Source organism: Blautia sp. MCC269, from assembly GCF_018785655.1.
Classification (GTDB): Bacteria; Bacillota; Clostridia; order Lachnospirales; family Lachnospiraceae; genus Blautia_A.
This window is the reverse complement of the sequence record NZ_WQQE01000050.1, coordinates 100,397-115,295: the sequence shown is the minus strand read 5'-3', so window position 1 is coordinate 115,295 and position 14,899 is coordinate 100,397. Positions and strand designations below refer to the sequence as shown.

The following is a 14,899-nucleotide window of genomic DNA, read 5'->3' as shown; positions in this document are numbered from 1 at the left end:
CCCCCCCCCCGAATTCGAATTCACTTTCAGATTTTGCAAGTAATTCATCGGTTACATCAAAATACTTCTTACAGATTTTTTTAAAATTATCTGTAGAACCATCGTCTACCAATATCACTTCACAATCAGAAATATTATTATTAGAATAAATGGAATCTAAACATCGATTTAAGTACTTTGCCACATTATAACAAGGTAAAATGATACTATATTTCATACTTACTTTCCCCTCACAACAACATTCCAAATAAACTTCATGTTCGTCACCAAATATCTCTTGAACAGTCTCTTCGGATCCTGCATCAGTCTATAAACCCACTCAAGATTGCATTTCTGCATCCACTCTGGGGCTCTCTCAATGTTTCCTGCAAAATAATCAAAGCCAGCTCCAACGCCGACCATAAAACCTTCCACCACACCTTGGTGGGCAGCCATCCACTTTTCCTGCTTCGGAGCACCAAGACCAACCCACACAAAATCCGGTTCTGTCTCATTGATACGCTTAACCACAGCAACATCTTCTTCTGCCGTCATGGGTCTGAATGGTGGGCTGTACATTCCAGCAATCTGAATGCCCGGATAGTTTTCATTCAATGCTTCATATAACTTTTCAAGTGTTTCCTCAGTGGAGCCGTAAAAGTAATGTCGATATCCCTTTTCAGCAGAAGCCTTCAAGATTTCACCCATGTAACTAGGCCCTGTGGTTCTTTCCATATTTGCATACCCACGCTTACGACCAACTGTGGACAGTGGACCACCATCCGGGATAGCCATAATACCGCCATTCTGAATAGCACAATAATCCGGGTCATCATAAGAAGTCACTGTGGTATGGACGTTTGAAACACACATATAATCGCCAGACAAATCCTTAATATTCTTGTCCGTGAAATCCAGCAACCAGTCCATATTGATTGCCGCAATATTTACACCCAGGATGTTACAAACTGGGATTTCTTTCTTATTCACCTTATGCTGATATTCACAATTCATTTGCTTCCATCCTTACCAACATTTTTTTCTAAAATTGCTCTATATAAAATCTTCCGGTGCGTTTCTGTACCGAAAGCCTTTTTTCCTTAAAATCAACCTTTTCCCTCAACTAATCTTCATAGGATAGACCCAAGTACATTCTGCTTTTTTATTCTCAACAATGAAGTGATTTGGATACAGACCACAGCAAAATACCTCCACCGCTTCTCCGTACCCATCTATCGCAAAACCCTTGATTTCACTACATTTTCAGTCCCAACTACCTTTATCGCCATCTGCACCCCTCTATCCAAAATGCAGAAAATCAGCTTTTTACCCTTGCGTCTGACTCGCTCATTTCGTGTTAAAATAGGTGCGAATTTCTAATCACCCACTGCATTTCGTGTTAAAATGATGTTATCAGACTTCACTATATGTATATCCAAAACGCTGATTTTTGCCTTGGTTTGGTAGTTTTTCATGGGTGTGGACATGATTTTTCCTGCCATTTTAAGCCACTAATTTTACAGGATAGACATTTGAGACACATATGTAGTCTCCTTTTATTTCCGAAATATTTTTTTCGAGATAGTCTACCAACCACTCCATATTAATCGCCGCAATATTAACGCCCATAATATTGCAAGTTGGAATGCGTTTTTTATCAACCTTTCTCTTATACTCCATTTCTCGCACCTTTTCCTCTTTTTCTACTTATATGGTAAGGCTCATATTGAGCCAAGCAATCTATATCAAACAGTGTGTTTATCATCCATAGCGGATGGCTATCACACTGTAGTTATCATTTTTCTCACAGTGGTCATCATCCGACCACCACTGAATCTTTTATGTGGACCTGTCATTGGCTACTCACTCATTTCGCTTCAACTGAAACTTTATGGTAGACACCTTCATACCAGCTCACCAACAAAGTGTTAAGTCTTATTGTCATAACTCGCAGTCGCACTTCTCCATTTTTCAAAGTGCTGACCCTTATTGTCATAACCTGTTCGCCAGCTCACTTTGTTAAAACTGTACAAGTTCATATTTTCCTCTTGTTGCAACATGAACAATCATCTACCACTCACTACCTCTAATTCCCCAGAAAAATGCAGTTATGATGTCCATCTCTCGTCTGCAATAAATTTATTCGGAAAATAGATTTTGAGCTTTTCAACGCTTTCAACCTCCGCCTCTAATTCTTCGGAAAAATGAAGGTATCATGTCCGTCCCTTGCTCTGCAATAAAACAGGCTCGCAGTAAGGGTATTTTGCATGAGTTTTATACGCCACCGTAGACCATCATGCCGCCACTGAAAGTTTGAGGTAGACATTATCAGAACCCACAACTACAACAAAAATCCGCATACAAAACATGCGGCCTTTGCATCCAATATTTCTCTCAAACGGTACGTGCCTTCTCATACTCATCCATATGTATCCTTTCGCCTCCACATTCTCTTATATACCATACATCTTCACGTTTATGCCATAAACACACAGCATAAACCAATTCCTCAATCCCTACCATACAAATCCCTCGTATAAACCCGCTCCCTCACATCATCCAGAGCCCGGTCATACCGATTTGCAATAATAGCATCACTCATATCTTTAAACTTCTTCAGGTCATTCACAACCACACTGCCAAAGAACCTCTCTCCGTCTTTCAGCGTCGGTTCATACACGATCACAGTAGCGCCTTTCGCCTTCACACGCTTCATAACGCCCTGAATGCTGCTCTGCCTGAAATTATCGCTGTTGCTCTTCATAGTCAAGCGGTAAACACCGATCACAACATTCTTTTCCTGATCTTTATTCCATTCGTTTTCTTCCCCATAACCATAATAACCGGCCAGGCGGAGAACACGGTCTGCAATAAAATCTTTCCTTGTCCGGTTGCTCTCCACAATAGCAGACATCATGTTCTGAGGCACATTCGCATAGTTCGCCAGAAGCTGTTTGGTATCTTTGGGCAGACAGTAACCCCCATAGCCAAAACTCGGATTATTGTAATGACTGCCAATACGGGGATCAAGACAAACCCCCTCTATAATCTGCTTGGTATCCAGTCCTTTACTCTCTGCATAAGTATCCAGCTCATTGAAATACGCCACACGCAGAGCAAGATAAGTATTGGCAAACAGCTTAACAGCCTCCGCTTCTGTAAAGCCCATATACAAGGTATCAATGTCTTCTTTTATTGCGCCTTCCTGAAGCAGGCCTGTGAACTCATGTGCAGCATGAACCAGATGTTCATCTTCCATATCTGTACCAACGATAATTCTGCTTGGATACAGATTGTCATACAGAGCCTTGGATTCTCTTAAAAACTCCGGGCTGAACAGAATGTTGCTGCAGTGAAATTTCTCCCGGACAGACTTGGTATAGCCAACCGGAATCGTTGACTTGATCACCATGGTCGCATCCGGATTTACTTCCATTACCAGTTTAATTACGTCTTCCACTGCCGCTGTATTAAAATTCTGGGTAACGGAATCATAGTTGGTAGGTGCCGCAATCACGACAAAATCCGCTTTTTTGTAGGCAGATTTCGCATCCAGGGTTGCGGTCAGATCGAGATCTTTTTCCGCAAGGTATTTTTCGATGTATTCATCCTGGATGGGGGATTTCCTGTTGTTGATCAGTTCCACTTTCTCCGGAACAATATCTACAGCATATACTTTATGATTCTGAGAAAGGAGTGTCGCAATTGACAGACCCACATAGCCGGTACCTGCAACTGCTATTGTATAATTCTTCATCTAATGTCACCTCATATATTGGTCAGGCCAAAATAAATCAGACAGATATCTGTACTACTCATTTGGTTAAGTAATCCTTCTACATTATACCCATCAAACTCAAACAGTCAAGTCCAACATTCGACATCAACAACTTCCATCCCTCTTAATAACCGCCAACACAGTCTTAAAAAGTATCTTTATATCCAACCCAATATTCCACTCCGAAATATACTCCGTATCCAGCCTCACGATCTCCTCAAAATCCGTAATATCACTCCTACCACTAACCTGCCACATCCCGGTAATTCCCGGCTTAATGGCAATCCTTGCTCTGTGATGCAGCTCATACTGCTCCAGCTCATCCGGCAAAATCGGTCTGGTACCCACCAGACTCATGGACCCGTTCAGTACATTCCAGAACTGCGGGAACTCATCCAAAGAAGTCTTCCGGATAAATTCACCAATACCAGTCTTCTTCCGTCCATCCGGGAGAACTTTATTACCAATAACACGAGGATCAAAGTCAATCTTAAACATACGGCCGTCGCTCATCTTATTCTGGGACATCAGCTCCGCTTTTCTTGCCTCAGCATCCATATACATGCTGCGGAACTTGTACATCTTGAAAGGCTTTCCGTTTTTACCGATTCTGGTCTGGGAGAAGAAGATAGGCCCCGGGGAACTGATGTAGATCGCAGGTCCCACAAAAATAAAGATGATCCCTGTTAACAGACAACCGACAAGGCCACCGGCAATATCCAGAAGTCTCTTGACCATAGCCTGACGGTCTGTGGTGTAGTTCATACTTGTGGTGATCACTGTGTAATCGCCGATTCTTTCCACGAACTGTTTCTGTCCAGAAGTTTTACGGATTCTGGCAAGGTTGACGTGGACTACAATTCCCATCTCCAGAAGCTCTTCGTACAGTTTCTGTGGATAATGATAATCCTCACTTACATTGATCAGGACTTCATCTACCCAGTGCTGGCAGATAAAAGCAGAGGCGTTCTTAACCGATGCCACTACCGGGATTCCGGATATCTCATTTCCGCTCATGTCACCATCTGTAATAATAATCCCATTAATGTCATAGCGGTTATAATTGTGTTTGCGGACAGACTCCACCACAGATTCCGCGATATCTGAAGAAGTTACAATATAAAGAGAATGTTCTCCTCTTTCTGCCATTATATGTACGAGATGTTTTTTCCAGAAGATTCTGGCTGCATAGGATAAAACACCAAAGATAATACCGGTAAGATACAGGACTGCCCTTGAAAAATGTCTTCCGCTGTCTACCGTAAACAGATACAGGCCTGCTGCAAGCTCCACTACAATGATCTGCTTGACCAGGATATTGAGTTCACGGTAATAGCCTCTTCTGAGGACTCCTGTGTAGATTTCGAACACCATGATCACGATGAGATTGGTACCGAGAATGAACACCAGCGCATTGCGGTAAGTTTCATTGCTGATAAAATTGATATAATCGTGAATTCGAATATAATATGCGAATATATATGCTAAAAACAGGCATATGAGATCCAGTAATATAAAATCCTTATGTTTATACCACCCATGAGATTTCTTTTCGTACATCTTTTTTCTCTTTCCTCCAAATATGTGTTGTTTCTATCTATCCGGATTTGATGTAACCTGCGCTGTCATTGTGTTGTTTTGTGTCTTTTTACATCGAAATATGGACATTTTGTTTCTATTTTATCATACCATCTGTTGTTGGATGTGTCAATGACGTAAGGTGTCTGTTTTTTACAGAATATGCCATTTAGCATTTTTCCGATTCTTCGGTTATTTCAGAATATTTCCTGCAGCAGCCTGAAACATGACACTACATAAGCTTCTGTTGATTGATTTTAACATTTATCTACTATATAATATAATTCACCGACATTTTACAACGGAGGTACATATACGATGATAGATTATTTACAACGCACCCAGGATCTCGATAACCTCATTACCGTAATTCACAATCTGTCGCAGATGAAAACCGGTTCCACTTTTGCCATAAACGGTCAGTGGGGATGTGGGAAAACATTTCTTCTGAATCTTCTTGAAGAGAAATTAAAGGCTAATTGCGAAGATACTTCCGAAGAATCCCGTTATTTTATTGTCCGCTATGACTGCTGGAAGAACAATTTTTACGCAGAACCTATTATCCCTATGCTGTCTTCTGTTATTGAGGCTCTTGATTTGGAATCTGCCAATGTTACAGATGGTATTCTTGACACAATTAAAGAAACTGCTTCGGAATATATTGGTACACTGCTTAAGAATAGACTTGGCTTTAATCCAATCAACATTGTAGATAATCTTGATAAACATATTCAGAAGCGACAGGAAGCTACCTTTGCCTTCGATAATATATTTGCTCTGAAAAAGGCGTTGAACAGCGTGCGTGATGCGTTGGCGGAGCTTGCGGAAAACAAAACAATTCTTTTCATTGTCGATGAATTGGATCGTTGTCTTCCGGAATACAGCATCCGTGTTCTGGAAAATATCCATCATATTTTTTCCGGCATTGATAATTTTATCACGCTTCTGGCCATTGATCGGAATGAACTGACTCAGGTGATTAAAACTGCTTATGGGACGGATATTGATACTTCTGCTTATCTGAAAAAGATTATTGATTTTTATGTACAGCTTGATTTTGGTAAGCCTGCTTCTGATTACTGGGATAAATATTCTGATTTTTCCAGCCGCTTTTTTGGTTCAGATATTTCAATAAACTGGTGTTATAATGTAATTCCGACACTTATGGCAAATCTGGATATTCGTACCCAGGAAAAAATATGGAAGAAGGCGGAGCTTATTCATAATATGATTACCGATAATGTTTTGGATTGTTCTTGTCTTGTTTATGAGTTGGTGGTTTTGATTCAGGATTATTGTGCTTCACAATCTGCACAGGCTAAATCAAATTTTCGGAGCATTTTGGATAAGCTGCTAGACGACTACATTAAACCTTTAAAGAAGTCCTATTACGATGGAGAAGCTTATCACAAATTAGGAGATCATCCCATCGCCAGAATAATCTGGTATCAGAAAGGATGGGCCTTATCTCAGAATCCCGTTTTGGCTCCCAGAGACTTAGATTCCACTATCCGTGTACCATATATATGCTCTTACGCAAAATCCATAAAAGAAGCGGATGAACTGATGCGGAAGTTTACTCAACTTTCCAGGGTTATTGAATGAAGGCTGTAACAAGCAAAACTCTCTTTCTTGAATTTCAATGTTTCAAAAGTATATTGTAAAGAAAAACTGCATATGATATAATGCCAATAGGCGAAAAGAAATAGCAAGTCCATATGGACAAAAAGTGAAGTCCCTAGTAGTGCGAATACCGGGGACTTCTTCATGCTTCTCTGAGAATCGTATTGGCATCTTTACCATACGTCTCATCCGCAGCCTCCCAAACTCCACAATCCTTCAACACCACAACCGACTCTCTCTTCACCGAATTAATCACCTCCGGCGCATGTGTGCTTACAATAAACTGTACTTTCGGAAAAATTTCCATTAAATCCTTTAAAATACGTTTCTGCCAGGTGGGATGTAAATGAAGGTCCACTTCATCAATCAAAACAATTCCTTCTGTCTCTGTTAATACATTATCTAACAACTGCGGATTCAGAAGAGCCATTCTGTACGCAATATCGGCAATCAGACTTATGGTACATCTGTATCCGTCACTGAGCAGAGAAACAGGAATCCGGATATGTTTCTTATCTTTGTCATAATAAATAACATCAAGATCCCCGGTATCCGGATTATACTGTACTTTCACATCAGAAAATCCCGTAATCGATGCAAACACCTTTTCCAATGCAGTTCTTACCGCTGTAAATTCCGGAATTTCCTGTTTTCTCTGAAATTCCTGTAGTGTCATTTTCTGAAACCATTTCATCATCAGTTTGTCATTGGCAGCGCCATCCAGACTGTCAATATATCCGTTACTTCTGTTATTCTTTTCGAAAGTATCACCCTTTTTCTCCTTATGCTGAGCCCAGAGCCGCCCTGTTCCGTAATAGGAAATAATCGGAAGCTTTAATTCTCTGTCTCCGCTTCTCATTCTCTCCTGATAGGACTCCGCTACCAGAGTTAACGGCTTTGCCGATGCAAGTCCTCCTCTGCCTTTTGCGGAATTCAGGTTTCTGGTCCAGGTAATTTCTTTTCCATCAACATCACCAATTGCCGTTATTTCAACAGGAAACTGTGGCTGCACATCTACATTACTTCCCAGATCAAAACACTTATAGTGTGCATCGCCTTTTTTTATTCCATAATTTGTCAGACCATCCATTGCAGATGTCAGTGTTCCTGCCGCAATAGTGGCAGCATCCAGCACTGTTGATTTTCCTGCGCCATTCCCTCCTACAATTACAGTAAGTCGGTTGTTAAAATTAACAGTCAGGTCGGAAAAACATCTGAAATTATGAAGAACCAAGGATTTTAAAAACATATATGCCTCCTGCTATTTTCCTATTATTAATAATAAAACAGATTGCACAGCAGGTCCTGTACTTTTGGGTCTGCGGGCAGCACGAAGGGATACTGATTGTTTATCTGTGTCAATGTTTCTTTTTTCAGTTTCGGGATTTCCTGTTCACTGTATGTAGCATTTTTCAGGAATGTATTGCAGAAACTGTCTTTATAAAAACTCCGGATTGTGATCAGTATTTTCCATCCGTGATCCAGAAACTGCTGGAGAATGTCTCCGAATACTTCCGGATATTTTGCAGTGCAGTATTTTTCTGCGGAATCGATGATGCATAGTCTGTGTTCTTCGTTTTTGTATAGTCCGAATAAATCCTGCAAGCCGTAATTTCCATCATAGAGAAACAGATTTTCTTCTTTTACGTCCAGATCGGATGCGGAAAACATTAGTGTGATTTTCTCTTTCTGGTTTTTCTCTGCTTCAAGAAAGTCCTTTACTGTGGCTGATTTTCCGGCGCCTGCTGCCCCGTGGATGATCATTACCTGGGTGTCTGATTCCTGGAAGTCTGTGAGTTTCTGGTAATCCTGGGAGATTTTTACCTCTTTTTCGTTATATTGGATTGTGGAATGGATGTGTTTCAGAATGGAGTTTTTGTGATTTATGAGGTTTTCGTGAAACCGGTCAATTCCGTCTTTTGCATTGAAATACATATTTTTTACGTATTTCAGTTCTTCTTCTGCCAGCATTTTTTCTATGTGGCTCTGGCCTCTCCACTGGATTTCGATTCCTAAATCAGCTCCGTATTTTTCAATGTGCAGCTGATATTCTGGTTTATCTTTGTCTTTGGCACTGCTGGCGGAGAATTCTTTATTGATATAGAAAATTATCCGGTCAATTCCGGCATATTTGTTCTTGGCCCCTTTGATTGCGTCTTTCAGGTCCTGTTCTTTGGATGACATCTGCGTTCCTGCGTCATAGTATTTGGCCTGGAATCCGACTTTATGGCCATCGGCTGTGTTGGCAGGCTGTGTTTCGATGTAGGGTTGGTTGTAGTATCGGAAGATTCCGTAGGTCTGTTTGAATTCATAGCAGAATAGGATGTAGGCGAGGCCTTCGAATGCGGGGCGGGGATCTGTGGAAAATTTGTATTCGAATGCTTTCCAGTCGACGGGTCTGTTCATATATTTTACTTCCATCTCCTTTGTTCAATATCACTTTTCATAAACAACCGATACCGCTGACCTTCCTTCACAGCAGTAAGCTTCCCTCTTCTTACAAGGTCGTCGATATTCTGCTTGGAGCATCCCAGTTCTTCTGCTGCTTGGGCGGAATCTATAATATGGTCGCTTATCATGCTCTGAAGTTCGCTACTGGTAAGTGGAATCTTTTTCCCTGCTTTATGAAGCGTTTCTCTTGGGATGCACAGGCTTTCGCTTTCTCCCCAGCAGATTCCGTAGCCTCCTGTTTCTACTTTGACTGAACGGAAGATTTTTTCATTGTTTAATACTGGTGCAAAGTGTCTGTCTGAGCCGACCAGATCTTCTAATTTACATTTCCGGACGGAGTCATCGTAAAAGGATATCAACAATGTGTAATTTTTCAGTGGGAATACATCTTTTACTTTTATGGTATTTCTTTTTTTGATATAGTCCGGGAGATCTTTTTCGGCAACGGGTGTCAGATAATAATAGTCCTGTGCACAGCGGCCGTCGGTCATAGCAAGGAGTTTGAACTCGTCATAGCTGTCCAGGCCATTGTCTTTCAGGATTCTTCCGAGATTTTGCCGATCCTGAGGGATAATCCTCTGCTGAACCCAGATTTTACTCCAGTATGCATTTATGGTCTTTTCGCCGCGTTTCAGGCGGGAGGAAAGAATCAGGGGTGTTTCCCAGATGTCTGCATCGTCCGGGAGTTCTATATAAAATCGCTTGTCTTTTTCATAATAGATGAGATAGGCGAGATTTTTTCTTGTTTTGTCTTCTTCATTTCTGATTACAAAAATTTTCATAGTATAACCACCTTTTCCAGATCATGTTCCAGATTTTTTCCTGTAAATACCGGGGAATAATGCCATCTAGTCCTTCCAATAATATTGCTTTATGTTTTTCCTGTAAGGGATGCAGCTGAGGCATTTTCTCCCGGGGAATCAGCTGCAGGTTTTGCTGTGCATAATAGGAGCCAACAAAACATTGTACCGGCCTGTCCTGCATAATATCAAATTTTTCGACTGCTTCTTCTGTATGACAACTGAACAGCAACGATAAGCCATGGTCGAAAATTGGTGCCAGACGCAGCGTTTTTTCTTCGGAATTGCGTAATACCTCGATATTTGCCCCGTGTCTGTCACGATTTAAAATAAGGAAATCAACCACCAGCATTTCATATACATATTTTTCCCATCCATTGCGTATACAGAATTCCATTGGTGTTTCATGAGCCAGATGTTCTGCTTCATAGAATGTATCCAGTGCTGCTTTGTTTTCTCCTATTTTCTTGAAATCTTCGGACATGCATAAGTACGTATCTATATTTTTATCATTTACGGTTATTTCTGCATGAATCAAATCGTAATGAAGGTGCTCTATTCCCAGAATATTCAGAAGTCTGTCTGTAATTAGTTCATTTACACATTCGTGTCCTATTATTCCATTTATACCATCATAATTAGATAACTTATAGTATTTCTTTGGTTTTTGTAAGTCGTCTGTTGCTTTCAGAAAAGAACCTGCTGTTCCGGATGAGGATCGGATCTGTGACCATTGAAGATATTTCAGGTCTTGTTTTTCGTGAATGATACGGGTACTCATGCATAACCTCCTTTTTGTTTTATTATATGATTTTACTTGTTTTACGTCAAGTTTTTATCGTTATCCTCTCATGGAAAAGTTTACAAGATTTTACACTGGGAACTTTTTATCTGAACGCTTTTATAAGTATCTTTTTCATTGAAGATGGTGTATTGAAACCTGTAAATATTCGTGAAAAAATACCTTCTCCAATATGTTGCTTTTTCCCTTCTTTACTTTCAAGCTCTAGGCCTCTTTTATTTAAGCTAAATATTCCACTTTTCCCTTTAAATTATGAATTTATTCGGGCAGTTTCCTTCTCCGTTAACCATCTCCATTTTATCCCATCTTCTTCAAACGATTTCAGCCACTTCTCTATATCTATTGTCATTTTAATAATCTTTTTTCCCTGAATGAGTTCTAAAATATATTTATCCTGAAATGGTTGCAGAAACACCGGAAAGCCTAAAGGATCATATATGCTTCGCCGATAATCCACTATAGGCATCTTTATTTCTAGTGTGTTAACCCATATATCAAATGCAATACTCGGAAATTTATCAATTTCATATACGCCAAGTAGCAGACAATCATCTATAACAGAAATTGCATAACCTTTCTTGTCGCATTCCTGCAATAATTTATTGATTATTTCTTGGAATGTTTCTAATTCTATTTCATTTTTATCAATTTTTACAGATAATCCTGTAAAGAGATCTGTTCCCACTCCTTCATTTATTGTTTTTGATACTTCAAGTCCTCTACCTATTTGTTTTATTTCCCTTACAAATTGTTCTCTTGTTTTTTTATCCATATTTTCCAATGTTGTTTTCAAATAATATGGACAATCTATCTCTTTAAGTGTATCTATTATCTGGAATATTTCCCCATTTTTCTTTCCTTCTTTTAATTCAATTATCTGGATACCTTTTTGCAGACTAAGATTGACAACATCTCCAACCTGCACAAAAGAAGTTAAATCACTAATCAACACAAATCCTGTCGGATTTTCTTCCAAATATTTATCTATATAACGAAGTTCCGATTCCAGATTGGAGTCAGTAATATCTATCAATTCATGACCTTGATAAAGTCTTCTCATAACTGTAAGATCATATTTTAAAATTTGCCAGGCAATCGAATCCATCGCTTTACGTACAACCATTTCCTGATATTTAATTTTATCCAATAATTCATTTAACTTTTTTATACTATCAGAATTCCTATTTCTTCTCGCCTGTTTTAAATCACTTTTTATTTGTTTTTGTTCTTTCAAAATTTTCTGCAGCATAAAAATTGAATTCTTTTGTGTCATAAAAAAACCTTTATGAACCTGAAGCATAAATTCTTCCCATTCAGCAGAATCCGTCAACAATTTATTTGGATTTTTTTCACGGCAATGTTCTATTCCATATGAACGCACACCATTTAATAAAATTTTCACTTCCCTGTAAAAAGCAGTATCTTTCATACTTAATTTTCCTCCGATGCAGTAAATAGTTCATAATCAATTCACATTCGAGGTAAACTATATCTTTAACTTTTTGGTAAAGAAATTTTCTAGTTTCCAGAATATATGATATACTCTTTCTGTTGTTACTATCGTCTTTACATTACGATGCCTTCACCACCCTACAATCCTTCTTATAACAAGCAATCCCATACTTAATAATCGACCGCATGCCATCGTCCTCCAATTTTGCAGCATATTTCCGCTCCTCGATCTGCCGCAACGCTTCTGTGCAGGCATCCTTCATTTTTCCATTTTCGGCATACTTTACCTCAATGACAATGCCGGTCCGGCTTTCTGGTATTTCTATCAGAATGTCACTGTAGCCGGTGCCGGATTCTGCGTTTGACCGGATGATCCAGTTATCTTTGTATCCGAGAAGTCCTAAAAGCATTCCGTGATAAAAGTTTTCTTTCTTCGCAGTGGCTGTATCACGGATGCTTATTGTATTCCACAGATAGTTTCCAAAAAGCTCTTCTATTTTTTCCGGATTCTGTTCTGAAAAAGCATTACAAAACTGATTCAGGGTGTCGCCATCCTGCCTTGAGGTCTGCCGGAACCACTCTCTGATCTGCTTTATGAAGAGATTTTTTACTTCCAGATTGGGGATCTTCAGACGGAACTGATTTTCTGCTGTTTTTCCTTTCTGAGTCAGATAGCCGGTGGTAAAAAGCACACTCCACAGATTCTCGATGCTGCTGTCCAGCTCATTATATGTCAGTTCCTGGTGGATTTCCTTTGTTACAGTCTCTCCTGCGATCAGTCTTTCGATGTCGTTTTTTGTCTGACTGTCTGCTCTGTTGATAAATCTTCGTACAATTGCGTTTCCACTGGTATTGGACCAGTAATCTTCCGGTTTGGCGTTGGGATCTGCATATAATTTTTTGCAGTAACAGATTACGTCCCACGGGCAGTATACTTCTGTGTTTCCAAACTGATAACCGTCGTACCATTCTTTGACTTCTGTATAGTGTCCGGATAAATCGTAATAATTTAACATATCCTGTACTTCTGTATCGGTAAAGCCAAAGTATTCGTCGTACTGCACATCCAGTACCGATAATACTTCAAAATTGTTCAGGCCTGTAAATATACTTTCCTTGGCAATTCTCAGACAGCCAGTTAATACGGCAAAGTAAAGATTCGAATTTGTTTTTAATACATTACCAAACATGTTTCGGATCAGAGATACCATTTCCTCATAGTAGCCATTCTGAAAAGCTTTATCCAGGGGTACATCGTATTCATCAATCAGAAGAATGACTTTTTTTCCATAATGTCTGCAAAGTAAGGAAGATAAGGTTAACAGTGATTTTTCCATTGCTGAGTATGACATTTGAAAATCACCGGTGTCAGAAACCATTGTCAGGGCTTTATACATTTTTTTATCTGTTTCTGATAACTCAGGGCTTTTTTCCAGAAAAGAAAATCTTAAGGCTTCTGCACCGATCGCATATTTCATTGCCGCACAGGCGCTCTCAAAGTTCATTCCTTCAACGTTCTTTAAACTGATGGAAATTACGGGAAAATGTCCCATATATTTTTCGCAGAATTCTCTGTCTTCGGAGATCTTCAGGCCTTCAAATATTTTGGGATCTGTCCCGATTTCAAAAAAGGTCTGAAGCATATTCATGTTCAGAGTTTTTCCAAAACGCCGTGGGCGGGTGATAAGGTTTACTTCGCTCCAGTTTTGGATTAGACTGTGAATCATTTCTGTTTTATCGACATAATAGAAGTTGTTTTTGATTATTTTTTCGAAATTATCTATTCCTACTGGAAGTTTCTTTTTTTCTGGCATTGAAGCACCTCCCAAAACAAAAAATGGTTTCACGATATCATTATTTACTATAAATATGATATCATGAAACCTTTTTCACGTAAAGTTATACTCCCTGACGAAGAAACTCTCCGTCTTCTCCAAGAAAATATGACAGGGATTCGACATTGTCATTTTTATAAATTGTAACATACGAATATCGGTTATATTCATCTACCAGTTCATTCCAGCCATTTACCAGTGCCCGAATATGCATAGCGCCTTTTTGGGTTCCTGCAATGGAAAAGTAGCTGTCCCGGTATTTTTCTTTTCCAAGAGCCCGTTTTTCGTAGGAAATCATCGCATCGAATCCGCTGCTGATAAGTTCCCGGATAAGCTCATTATCTCCTTTAATTCTTATAAGTAAATCACAGATCGCAAGACTGCAGTAATACATCCGGATGCCGGGGTATGGATGATCATATGATTCTATATCTTTTTCCTGATAATTCGAGAAATCTCTGTTGGAGTTTTTTGCAAAGACATCGAAGCATAAATAAAAAGATAAAAACAAAAGATCAAAGGTTGCACTTAATACCTTTCTGTCTTCTTTCCAATATCCAAGTGTAATGGCCGTATTCAGCATTGCGGCATAATAATCTGC

At 39.5% G+C, this 14,899-nt stretch carries 13 protein-coding genes; 1 reads left to right on the top strand and 12 read right to left on the bottom strand.

What is annotated here, in order from left to right:
* From GPK88_RS15755 to GPK88_RS15735, 5 genes are all read right to left on the bottom strand, one after another.
* The coding region (locus tag GPK88_RS15755; RefSeq protein ID WP_215708026.1) for a glycosyltransferase family 2 protein at positions 1–217 on the bottom strand (217 nt) is incomplete at its 3' end.
* 2 nt (positions 218–219) lie between these two features.
* Positions 220–969, bottom strand: a complete 750-nt coding sequence (locus tag GPK88_RS15750) for a WecB/TagA/CpsF family glycosyltransferase (RefSeq protein WP_330626712.1) — start codon at positions 967–969, stop codon at positions 220–222.
* 513 nt (positions 970–1,482) lie between these two features.
* Positions 1,483–1,659 (bottom strand): hypothetical protein, encoded by a 177-nt coding sequence (locus GPK88_RS18965; protein WP_252197789.1) that lies wholly within the window; start codon positions 1,657–1,659, stop codon positions 1,483–1,485.
* A gap of 829 nt (positions 1,660–2,488) precedes the next feature.
* A complete protein-coding gene (locus tag GPK88_RS15740; RefSeq protein WP_215708024.1) occupies positions 2,489–3,736 on the bottom strand; it encodes a nucleotide sugar dehydrogenase in 1,248 nt (415 codons plus the stop codon).
* 126 nt (positions 3,737–3,862) lie between these two features.
* Positions 3,863–5,317 (bottom strand): sugar transferase, encoded by a 1,455-nt coding sequence (locus GPK88_RS15735; RefSeq protein ID WP_215708023.1) that lies wholly within the window; start codon positions 5,315–5,317, stop codon positions 3,863–3,865.
* Between the two features lie 336 nt (positions 5,318–5,653).
* Here GPK88_RS15735 and GPK88_RS15730 point away from each other — a divergent pair, with 336 nt between their 5' ends.
* Positions 5,654–6,940: a KAP family P-loop NTPase fold protein gene (locus tag GPK88_RS15730; protein WP_215708022.1), complete on the top strand. Its 1,287-nt coding sequence runs from the start codon at positions 5,654–5,656 to the stop codon at positions 6,938–6,940.
* A 160-nt stretch (positions 6,941–7,100) separates the two neighbouring features.
* On the opposite strand, the gene GPK88_RS15725 is transcribed toward GPK88_RS15730, so the two are convergent.
* The 7 genes from GPK88_RS15725 to GPK88_RS15695 form a co-directional block, all read right to left on the bottom strand.
* Positions 7,101–8,207 carry an AAA family ATPase gene (locus GPK88_RS15725; protein WP_215708021.1) on the bottom strand — a complete coding sequence of 369 codons (1,107 nt, stop codon included), beginning with the start codon at positions 8,205–8,207 and terminating at the stop codon, positions 7,101–7,103.
* A 26-nt stretch (positions 8,208–8,233) separates the two neighbouring features.
* On the bottom strand, positions 8,234–9,364 hold the full coding sequence (locus GPK88_RS15720) for a hypothetical protein (protein ID WP_215708020.1): 1,131 nt from the start codon (positions 9,362–9,364) through the stop codon (positions 8,234–8,236).
* Between the two features lie 5 nt (positions 9,365–9,369).
* Entirely contained in the window at positions 9,370–10,191 is an 822-nt protein-coding gene (locus GPK88_RS15715; RefSeq protein ID WP_118071653.1) for a helix-turn-helix domain-containing protein, read from the bottom strand.
* Positions 10,166–10,990, bottom strand: a complete 825-nt coding sequence (locus GPK88_RS15710) for a HipA domain-containing protein (RefSeq protein WP_174095866.1) — start codon at positions 10,988–10,990, stop codon at positions 10,166–10,168. Before GPK88_RS15710 ends, GPK88_RS15715 begins: the two co-directional genes overlap by 26 nt.
* Before the next feature lie 271 nt (positions 10,991–11,261).
* Positions 11,262–12,440, bottom strand: coding sequence for a hypothetical protein (locus GPK88_RS15705; protein WP_215708019.1), 1,179 nt, complete (start codon positions 12,438–12,440; stop codon positions 11,262–11,264).
* Between the two features lie 142 nt (positions 12,441–12,582).
* Complete coding sequence (locus tag GPK88_RS15700) at positions 12,583–14,277, bottom strand: AAA family ATPase (RefSeq protein ID WP_174095864.1); 1,695 nt, start codon at positions 14,275–14,277, stop codon at positions 12,583–12,585.
* Positions 14,278–14,362: 85 nt separating this feature from the next.
* The coding region (locus GPK88_RS15695) for a hypothetical protein (protein WP_215708018.1) at positions 14,363–14,899 on the bottom strand (537 nt) is incomplete at its 5' end.